Here is a 9217-nt window from a genome sequence, read left to right as displayed (position 1 = left end):
CACGTCCCCCTCCCCCTTGTGGGGAGGGACCAGGGGTGGGGGTCTGGTGCCCACGATGCGAACGAATTCCATATCGGCGATTGCCATGCGTTTGCAGGGACGACAGCAGGCAGGATGGTAGCGGGCGCGAGCGAGCGATCACGGCGGCAGTTGAGCATCAGCAGGCGGGGGTTGCAAGCGTCCGTCGGCTCACCCTTCCAGCCACGTATCGGCCCAGTTGGAGACGGCCCAGCGCGGGTTGTCGGCGATGTTGTGCAGCTTGTCGCTGGCGACCGAGGTAAAACTCCAGTCGGCGACATTGATGAGCGGCAGGTCCTGCGTCACCTTCTTCTGGAATTCCTTGTAGAGGTCGATGCGCACCTTTGGGTCGAGCGTCTCCGACGCCTTCTCGATGAGGGCGTCGATCTCCGCGTTCCTGTAGCCGCCCTGGTTGGAAAAGGGCACGCCGTCGGGAATGCCGCTTTGCACCAGGATGGTGGTGGAGATCGCCGGGTCGCCGCGGAAGACCGGCGGGCCCACGGCAAGGTCGAAGGCATGGTCGGTATAGACGGCCTTGATGTGGGCGGCGGCATCGTTGTTGACCAGTCGGGCGTCGATGCCGATGGCGGCCAGTGCCTGGCGCAGATAGTCGCCGAACTGGCGGGTCTCGTTGAAATAGGGCGCAGGCAGCAGCTTCAGCGAAAAGCGGGTGCCGTTCGAGGTCCGCTTGTAGCCGGCTTCGTCCAGCAACGCGTTGGCCCGGGCGACGTCGAACGGGTAGAGTTCGACGTCCGGCGTATAGAATTGCGGATCGTTCTTCGGTACCGGTCCGGTGGCGGCCTCGGCGTAACCGAGGAAGATCGTCTTGACGACGAAATCCTTGTCGATGGCATGGGCGATGGCCTGCCGCACCTTGAGGTCGGCCAGTTCCTTGCGGCGGTGGTTGATCTCGACCACCAGTTGATAGGTCAGCGCTTCGTACCCCCTGGTGACGACCTTCAGCCCCGGAACTTTGGCCATGCGGTCGAGATCGGCCAGCGGCACGGCCGAGAAAGCGGCCAGCTGGATTTCGCCGGCCTCCAGTGCGCTCGCTGCCGCCGCGCGGTCCGGCAGCACCTGGTAGACGATCTCGTCGAGATAGGGCTCGCCTTCGCCCCAATAGGCGTCGTTTCTGGCCAGCCGGTAATATTCGCCGGGCTTGTACTCGGCGAATTTGAACGGGCCGGTGCCGACCGGCGCGTTGTTGGCCGGGTTGTCCTCGATGCTGCCTTGCTCGTAGAGGTGCTTCGGCACCACGCTCGACAGCGCGGGCAGGGCGTTGCGGATCAACTGGAACGGTGTCGGCTTCGAGAACTTGAAGATCGCGGTCCGCTCGTCCGGCGTGTCGACGGCGACGAGGTCCTTGAAGACGGTTCGGCCGAGATTTTGCAGCGGTTTCCACAGGCTGAGCGCAGAAAAGGCGACGTCGGCCGAGGTGAAGGGCTTGCCGTCGTGCCACTTCACGCCCTCACGCAGCTTGAAGGTCGCCGAGAGGCCGTCGGGGGCGCCTTCCCAACTGACGGCCAGCCTCGGCGCCAGGCCGTTCTCGCCGTCGAACGAGGCTTCGGCCAGGGGTTCGACGATCTTGCTCGAGACGAAGAAGACGCCGTTGGAGGCAACGATGGCGGGGTTGAGGTTGCGCGGCTCCGAATCGGCGGCGACCACCAGCCGCCCGCCTTTCCTCGCCTGCCCGGCCCAGCCGATGCGGGGCAGCGCGGTGGAGGCCAGCAGAAGCGCCGAGCCGGAAAGAACGGTGCGCCGTGAAACCTTGTATCTCGACATGATCCTCTCCACGCCCACCGTGGGGCGATGTCTTGCTGCCTTGCGCCGGGCCGGCCGGGGCCGCCGAACCGCACGCGATTATGCCCATAGGCTTTGGTTTCGCCAGAGAAGGATACGCTAAGACGCGGGGTGGCTTTGAGGAATCTTTTTCCTGGATCAATTTATGAGGCCAGAAAGAATCCCGCTTGATCTGGTAGGACCAGATTGGCAGAATGGCGAATACGCGTTACGAATGCGCTTTCGCGCGCGGCATTGCGCTGCGGCCGTCGAGTTTCGGGGAGATCAAGATGGATAGTGTACCGGGCAAGGCCAGCGTCATGGCTGTGCCGTTCGACCAGGCCCGTGTCGACCGGCTGATGGACGAGGCCGGCATCGACGTCCTTGTCTCGACCTCCAAGCACAACACGCAGTACCTGCTCGGCGGCTACAAGTTCATCTTCTTCGCCGCCATGGACGCCATCGGCCACAGCCGCTACCTGCCGATCGTGGTTTACGAGAAGGGTGCGGTGGAGCGCGCCGCCTATATCGGCAACAAGATGGAGATTGGCGAGCACCAGAACCAACCGTTCTGGACACCGAACGTCCACACCGCGACCTGGGGCACGCTGGATGCCGCCGCCCTTGCGGTGGCGCACCTGCGCAAGACCGGCAAGGAGCGGGCACGCATCGGCATCGAGCCCGGTTTCCTGCCGGCCGACGCCTATCTCCATCTGCGCAAGGAATTGCCGCAGGCCGAACTGGTCGACGCGACCGGCATGTTGGAGCGCATGCGCGCCATCAAGACCGATGCGGAACTCGACCAATTGCGCATCGCCTCGGAAATCATCACCGACGCGATGCTGGCGACCATCGGCTGGGCGCGCGAGGGATCGAGCAAGAGCGAGATCATCGAGCAGCTTCGGCGCGAGGAGACCAGCCGCGGCGCGCATTTCGAATATTGCCTGCTGACCCTGGGGGCGAGCCATAACCGCGCCAGTTCCTCGCAGGCCTGGAAGAAGGGCGAGGTGCTGTCGATCGATTCCGGCGGCAATTATCACGGCTATATCGGCGATCTCTGCCGCATGGGCGTGCTTGGCGAGCCGGACGCCGAACTTCAGGACCTGCTCGCCGCGGTGGAGGCGGTGCAACAGGCGGCGTTCTCGAAGGTGCGGGCCGGCGCCCTCGGCGGCGATATGATCGAGCACGCCACGGCGGTGCTGAAGGCATCGAAAGTGGCGCCTTACACGGATTTCTTCGCCCACGGCATGGGCCTGATCACGCATGAAGTGCCGTTCCTGATGACCAACCATCCGGTGGCCTATGAGGGCACGGACGCCGCGAAGCCACTGGAAAAGAACATGGTGCTGTCGGTGGAAACGACGATGCTGCACCCGACGCGCGGCTTCATCAAGCTGGAGGACACGGTCGCAGTGACCGAGACGGGATACACCATGTTCGGCGATCGCGGCCGGGGCTGGAACCGGGGCGCGGCCGCATAGCGGCCGGTCCCGCAAACGGGCGGGCCGGCCACGACGCTCTGCCTTACTTGCCCGTAGGCGGCAGCAAGCGGAAGTCGGGCAGTTCGCGCAGGCCGAGTTCCGGGCCGGCGGGCGAATAGACGACGAAAAGCTGCATCGGCGCGTCGCTGGTATTCAGCGTCGAGTGGAAGCGGGCCTGCGGCACGAACACCGTGCAGCCGGGGCCCACCTTCCTCGTCACCGGCTGGCCGTTCTCGTCTTCCACCATCTGCTCGCCGTTGCCGGAAATGACGAAGATGATTTCCTCCGCTTCCGGGTGGTTGTGGCGGGTGTGGCCCTTGCCCGGCGGCAGGTCGACCACGCCGCCCGAGAACTGCGTCGCGCCGTTCACTTCCGGCCCGACGGTCAGGGAAAGCCTGCCCCAGTCGAAGCCGAAGGCGCTGACTTCGCTCGGATGGACGAAATGGTTCGTTGGCTTGCTCATATCTTCCTCCCCGGATTGTGTCGTGTTCAGCCGAGCGTCACCGCCTTGAAATCCGCGGTCTGGCGGGCGATCGCGGCTTCGGCGGGCAGGCGCTCCATGGAGCTTGCGCCGTAGAAGCCGTGCAGACCCTTGCAGCGTTCGAGGATGTAGCGGGCATCCTCGGGCATCGAGATCGGCCCGCCATGGCAAAGCAGGATGACGTCGTTGCGAACGGAGCGCGCGGCATTCGCGATCGCGTCGATTTCGGCGACGCAGTCGTCCAGTGTCTTCGCCGAGGTCGCGCCGATCGAGCCGCCGGTGGTGACGCCCATATGGGCGACGATGATGTCGGCGCCGGCCTCGGTCATCGCCCTGGCTTCATCGGGGTTGAATACATAGGGCGTCGTCAGCAGATCGAGCCTGTTGGCCTCGGCGATCATGTCGACCTCCAGCCCGTAGCCCATGCCGGTTTCCTCGAAGCTTACCCGCATGCGGCCGTCGAACAGGCCGATGGTGGGGAAGTTCTGCACGCCGGAAAAGCCCATGGCCTTCAGTTCGGCCAGGAATTGCGGCATGAGGACGAACGGGTCGGTGCCGTTGACGCCGGCCAGAACCGGCGTCTTCCTCACCACCGGCAGCACCTCATAGGCCATTTCCCGGACGATCTGGTTGGCGTTGCCGTAGGCGAGAAGCCCGGCGGCGGAACCGCGCCCGGCCATGCGGTAGCGGCCGGAATTGTAGATGATGATGAGGTCGATGCCGCCCGCCTCCTCGGCCTTGGCCGACAGCCCGGTGCCGGCGCCGCCGCCGACGATGGGCACCCCCGCCGCGATCATGTCGCGGAATTTCTCCAGTATGGCCTTGCGCGGAATGGCGGGCATGGTCTTTCCCTAATGTCTGGCGATTTCTCTGAAGGCGGCGACGGCCGCTTCGGCGAATGCGGGGTCGTTGATGTGCAGCGGCAGCCGCTCTATGCGACGGTTTTCGCCGGGTTGGATGGTACGTTCGATGGCGTCGAACAGGGCGGCGTCGGCTTCCGGATCGAAGAAGGCTCCGCCTTCGATATCGAGCGCCGACACGCCTTTTTCCGGGATCAGGAAGCGGATCGGCCCTTCGCAGCGGGCGAGCCTGCCGCCGATCCATTCGCCGATCTGCCGGCATTCGTCGGCCGTTGTTCGCATCAGTGTCACGTTCGGATTGTGCTCGTAGAACAGGCGGCTTCGGTGCTTTTCCGGAATGGTCGAAGGCGCCCAGAAATTCACCATGTCGAGCGCCCCGGCCGAGCCGACATAAGGCAGCCTCGTTCGCTCGACGGTGCCGAAGCGGTCCTGCGTCGCTGGAAGCACGCCGCCGAACAGAAGGTCGCAGACTTCCGTGGTGGTGATGTCGAGGATGCCCGCCATCAGGCCGCTGTCGGCCAGCTTTTCCATGCTGCGGCCGCCGGTGCCGGTGGCGTGGAAAACCATGCAGTCGTAGTCGGCCCGCAATTGTTCAGCGATCGCCATGACGCATGGCGTGGTGACCCCGAACATGGTGAGGCCGATCGACGGCTTTCCCACCACCGCTGGCGCGGGGTGCGCCGCCATGCCGGCTATCGCATGGGCTGCGTTGTGCAGGACGATGCGGGAAATGCGGTTGAGACCGGCCATGTCGGTAACGGCCGGCATAATGACGATGTCGGACACGTCGACATAGGGCGCGGTGTCGCCGGAGGCGAGCGTCGAAACCATGAGCTTCGGCAGGCCGAGCGGCAGCGCCCGCATGCCGGCGGTGACGATCGAGGTACCGCCGCCGCCGCCGATGCCGATCATGGCGGCGATGTCGGTTCGCGTCGCCGTGAACTCGGCGAAGGCCCGGCCCATCGCGGCGACGGAGGAACCCCGGTCATCGCTGCCGAGCACGGCCTTTTCGCCGTCGGGATGGTGGGCGGCGACCGTCCGGGCGGAAATGTCCACGGGGATGGTGGGTTCGCGGGTGCCGACATCGACGCGGGCGACCGCTACGCCGGTCGCGGCGATCGTGTCCGCCAGGAAAGCCAGTTCCTCGCCCTTGGTGTCGGCGGTGCCGACGACGTAGATGCGCTTCATGGCCTCCTCCCGGGGGAAGGCAGGCACCGGAAAGAGGTAGCGTGAGACGGCATGGGATGAAGCAGCCATTGCATCATTTTTGAGACGAGCGTATCGTATTGATATGGATATCTCACGTCAACCGGCATCGAAGGACAGTTCAGGCAAGGGGCCGCGCGCCCGCACCCGGCGGCTGATGCTGGAGACGGCGACGCGGCTGATGCAGGCCGGCGCCACGCCGTCCGTCAGCGAGGTGGCGGAGGCAGCGGAGGTTTCACGGGCGACTGCCTACCGCTATTTCCCGAGCCAGGCGGCGCTGGTGCAGGCGGTGGTCGGCGAGGGCCTCGGCCCCATCCTGACATGGCGCTCGGCGTCCACGGACGCGGCGGAGCGCGTCGCCGACCTGATCGACACGTCGATGCCGCGCATCGAAGCGTTCGAGGCGACTTTCAAGGCGGCGCTGAAGCTTTCGCTTGACCAGTGGGCGAGCCGGCAGGCGGGGACGCTGGGCAGCGAGCCGGCCTTCGTGCGCGGCCATCGGGTAGCGCTGCTGGAGGATGCGCTTTCCCCGCTGAGGGAAAAATTGCCCGCGCCGGCTTTTGCGCGGCTGGCGCAGGCGCTGTCGCTGATTTTCGGCGTCGAAGTGCTGATCGTGCTCAAGGACATGTGGGGCCTGGACGGGAAAGACACGCTGTCGGTGGCGCAGTGGGCGGCCCGCTCGATGGTGCAGGCGGCCATCGCCGAAGCGGGCGAGGGCCACGGCGGAACGGAATAAAGGGCAGGCGTAAACTGGCTTTCTGGTTGGACCAGATTGATTTTCAGACGATTTGATAGGCGAAGCCGCCTGCCGATTGTTTAGGGTGTTGGAGAGCCAGTCGCATGAAATGGCGGAAAAATGGCGAGGTGACCGGGATGCCTGGCTCCAGTCGGGGCTGGCGATCCAAGAATCCGCTTGACGCGCATTTCGAATTGGTACTACCAGATTGGAGGGGAAAAAGCAGATCACGGCGGTGTCATGCACCCTGATTTTCCGGCGGGGCGGGGAGGCCCTGCCTTATCGTCGTGAGAGGGCGACCCGGCGGCCGATGGCCTGCCCATAAAGAATTGAATGCGCACCAGGGAGGAGACCATCATGCGCAAGACAATGACCAGCGTGCTGGCTGGGGTAGGCTTGATATTGGCCTGCGGAACGTCGATCGTTCACGCACAGGACAAGGAACTCACCATCTTCTGGGCGGAGTGGGATCCGGCCAACTACCTGCAGGAACTCGGCAACGAGTATGAGAAGGAAACCGGCGTCAAGATCACCGTCGAAACGACGCCGTGGGCCGATTTCCAGACCAAGGCCTTCACCGAATTCAACGCCCATGGCGACGCCTACGACCTGGTCGTCGGCGACTCCCAGTGGCTCGGCGCCGGTTCGAGCGGCGGCCACTATGTCGACCTCACCGACTTCTTCAACGAGCACAAGCTCAGCGACGTGATGGCGCCGGCGACGGTGAAATATTACGCCGAATATCCCGGCAACAGCGGCAAGTACTGGGCGATCCCGCTCGAGGGCGACGCGGTCGGCTGGTCCTATCGCAAGGACTGGTTCGAGGACCCGAAGGAGATGGAGGCGTTCAAGGCCAAGTACGGCTACGACCTCGCGCCGCCCAAGACCTTCAAGGAACTGCGCGACATCGCCGAGTTCTTCCACCGCCCCGACGAGAAGCGCTACGGCATCGCCATCTACACCGACAATTCCTATGACGCGATGGCCATGGGCTTCGAGAACGCGCTGTTCTCCTATGGCGGCGACCTCGGCGACTACTCGACCTACAAGGTCGACGGCTTCATCAATTCCGACAAGGCGGTCGCCGCCCTTGAGATGTACAAGGAGCTCTACAGCTTCACGCCTCCGGGCTGGGCCAAGACCTTCTTCGTCGAGGACAACCAGGCGATCACCGAGGGCCTGGCGGCGATGAGCATGAACTACTTCGCCTTCCTGCCCTCGCTGCTCAACGAATCGACCAATCCCTATGCCAAGGTGACGGGCTTCTTCGCCAATCCGGCCGGCCCGGACGGTGACCAGTTCGCAGCGCTTGGCGGGCAGGGCATCTCGATCGTCTCCTACTCGCAGAAGCAGGAAGAGGCGATGAAGTTCCTCGAATGGTTCATCAAGGACGAAACCCAGCAGAAATGGGCCGACCTCGGCGGCTATACCTGCAGCCAGGCGGTGCTGAAATCGGAAGCCTTCCAGAACGCCACGCCCTATAACAAGGCCTTCTACGAGACCATGTTCAAGGTCAAGGACTTCTGGGCGGTTCCGGAATATGCCGAACTGCTGCAGCAGCTCAACCAGCGCGTCTATCCCTACGTCGTCGGCGGCGAGGGGCAGGCCAAGGACGTACTCAACGCCTTGGCTGAGGACTGGAACGGCACCTTCAAGAAATACGGCCGCACCCAGTAGGCGAGTCTTCATGGCGAAGGGGGTTTTTGGGCCTCCTTCGCCCTTCGTTTCATGCAAAAGGGAGTTGGGGTCTTGGCGACCGCGATGATGACCACGCTGGATTCCAATTCGCGGGCTGCGGCGCGCGGCTTGAGCGACCTTTCGATCCGCAATCTCTTCATCATACCGACGATCCTGTTCCTGATCGTCTTCAACATCTTCCCGTTGATCTACTCGCTCGGCTATTCGTTCACCGACTTCCGGGCCTCGACCAACGCGCCGGCCAATTTCGTCGGCCTGCAGAATTACCGCGAGCTGCTCAACGATCCGTTCGTGTGGTCGAACTTCGCCATCACCGCGCAATATGTCATCGTCTCGGTGGCCGGCCAGCTGGTGGTCGGGTTCGGCGTGGCGATGCTGCTGAACCGCGACATCCCTTTCAAGGGGCTTTTGACGACGCTGCTGCTGTTGCCGATGATGCTGTCGATGGCGGTGGTGGGGCTGTTCTGGAAGCTGCTCTACGATCCCTCCTTCGGCATCATCAACTATGCGCTCGGGCTCGGCACCTTCGAATGGCTGGCCAACCCGAAGATGGCGCTCTATGCGGTGGCGCTCACCGATATCTGGATGTGGTCGCCCTTCGTCATGCTGCTGTCGCTGGCGGGGCTGTCGGCGGTGCCCAAGCACCTCTACGAGGCGGCCGCCATCGACCGCGCCGGGCCGTTCTACACCTTCTTTCGCATCACCCTGCCGCTGGTGGCGCCGATCCTGATGATCGCGGTCATCTTCCGCACCATGGAAGCGTTCAAGACTTTCGACCTCGCCTACATCCTGACCAGCCAGCCGACCACCGAACTGATCTCGATCCGGCTCTACAAGATGGCCTTCCAGGAATGGCAGACGGGGCGCTCCTGCGCACTGGCCTACATCGTCCTCATCATGGTGATCGCCATCACCAACATCTACGTGAAATACCTGAACAAGGTGAAGGAGCGCTAGG

At 64.0% G+C, this 9217-nt stretch carries 8 protein-coding genes; 4 read left to right on the top strand and 4 right to left on the bottom strand.

What is annotated here, in order from left to right; translation table 11 throughout:
• Positions 1–189: 189 nt before the first annotated feature.
• Positions 190–1800 carry an ABC transporter substrate-binding protein gene (locus ACFOHJ_RS06240; RefSeq protein WP_378219587.1) on the bottom strand — a complete coding sequence of 537 codons (1611 nt, stop codon included), beginning with the start codon at positions 1798–1800 and terminating at the stop codon, positions 190–192.
• Positions 1801–2087: 287 nt separating this feature from the next.
• Between ACFOHJ_RS06240 and ACFOHJ_RS06235 the strand changes: the two genes are divergently transcribed.
• Complete coding sequence (locus ACFOHJ_RS06235) at positions 2088–3278, top strand: M24 family metallopeptidase (RefSeq protein WP_378219618.1); 1191 nt, start codon at positions 2088–2090, stop codon at positions 3276–3278.
• A gap of 43 nt (positions 3279–3321) precedes the next feature.
• Here ACFOHJ_RS06235 and ACFOHJ_RS06230 read toward each other — a convergent pair whose 3' ends face one another.
• Genes ACFOHJ_RS06230 through ACFOHJ_RS06220 form a run of 3 tightly spaced genes read right to left on the bottom strand, consistent with a single transcriptional unit; the run spans position 3322 to position 5807 of the window.
• A complete protein-coding gene (locus ACFOHJ_RS06230) occupies positions 3322–3741 on the bottom strand; it encodes a cupin domain-containing protein (RefSeq protein WP_378219585.1) in 420 nt (139 codons plus the stop codon).
• Between the two features lie 26 nt (positions 3742–3767).
• Complete coding sequence (locus tag ACFOHJ_RS06225) at positions 3768–4601, bottom strand: phosphoenolpyruvate hydrolase family protein (RefSeq protein ID WP_378219583.1); 834 nt, start codon at positions 4599–4601, stop codon at positions 3768–3770.
• A gap of 9 nt (positions 4602–4610) precedes the next feature.
• Positions 4611–5807 carry a Tm-1-like ATP-binding domain-containing protein gene (locus ACFOHJ_RS06220; protein ID WP_378219581.1) on the bottom strand — a complete coding sequence of 399 codons (1197 nt, stop codon included), beginning with the start codon at positions 5805–5807 and terminating at the stop codon, positions 4611–4613.
• Between the two features lie 103 nt (positions 5808–5910).
• Between ACFOHJ_RS06220 and ACFOHJ_RS06215 the strand changes: the two genes are divergently transcribed.
• From ACFOHJ_RS06215 to ACFOHJ_RS06205, 3 genes are all read left to right on the top strand, one after another.
• Positions 5911–6561: a TetR/AcrR family transcriptional regulator gene (locus ACFOHJ_RS06215; protein ID WP_378219579.1), complete on the top strand. Its 651-nt coding sequence runs from the start codon at positions 5911–5913 to the stop codon at positions 6559–6561.
• Positions 6562–6918: 357 nt separating this feature from the next.
• Positions 6919–8238 (top strand): ABC transporter substrate-binding protein, encoded by a 1320-nt coding sequence (locus ACFOHJ_RS06210; protein WP_378219577.1) that lies wholly within the window; start codon positions 6919–6921, stop codon positions 8236–8238.
• 72 nt (positions 8239–8310) lie between these two features.
• Positions 8311–9216: a carbohydrate ABC transporter permease gene (locus tag ACFOHJ_RS06205; protein ID WP_378219575.1), complete on the top strand. Its 906-nt coding sequence runs from the start codon at positions 8311–8313 to the stop codon at positions 9214–9216.
• Position 9217: the final 1 nt, after the last annotated feature.

Source organism: Aquamicrobium soli (genome assembly GCF_042646345.1).
GTDB classification, from domain to species: Bacteria; Pseudomonadota; Alphaproteobacteria; order Rhizobiales; family Rhizobiaceae; genus Mesorhizobium; species Mesorhizobium soli_A.
Note: the sequence above shows the minus strand (reverse complement) of the source record. Positions and strands in the feature narration are given on the sequence as shown.

Bases quoted from the DNA above. Each gene is read 5' to 3' on its own strand.
- ACFOHJ_RS06220 (WP_378219581.1), bottom strand. From the start codon at position 5,807: ATGAAGCGCATCTACGTCGTCGGCACCGCCGACACCAAGGGCGAGGAA.
- ACFOHJ_RS06225 (WP_378219583.1), bottom strand. From the start codon at position 4,601: ATGCCCGCCATTCCGCGCAAGGCCATACTGGAGAAATTCCGCGACATG.
- ACFOHJ_RS06215 (WP_378219579.1), top strand. From the start codon at position 5,911: ATGGATATCTCACGTCAACCGGCATCGAAGGACAGTTCAGGCAAGGGG.
- ACFOHJ_RS06235 (WP_378219618.1), top strand. From the start codon at position 2,088: ATGGATAGTGTACCGGGCAAGGCCAGCGTCATGGCTGTGCCGTTCGAC.
- ACFOHJ_RS06230 (WP_378219585.1), bottom strand. From the start codon at position 3,741: ATGAGCAAGCCAACGAACCATTTCGTCCATCCGAGCGAAGTCAGCGCC.
- ACFOHJ_RS06210 (WP_378219577.1), top strand. From the start codon at position 6,919: ATGCGCAAGACAATGACCAGCGTGCTGGCTGGGGTAGGCTTGATATTG.
- ACFOHJ_RS06240 (WP_378219587.1), bottom strand. From the start codon at position 1,800: ATGTCGAGATACAAGGTTTCACGGCGCACCGTTCTTTCCGGCTCGGCG.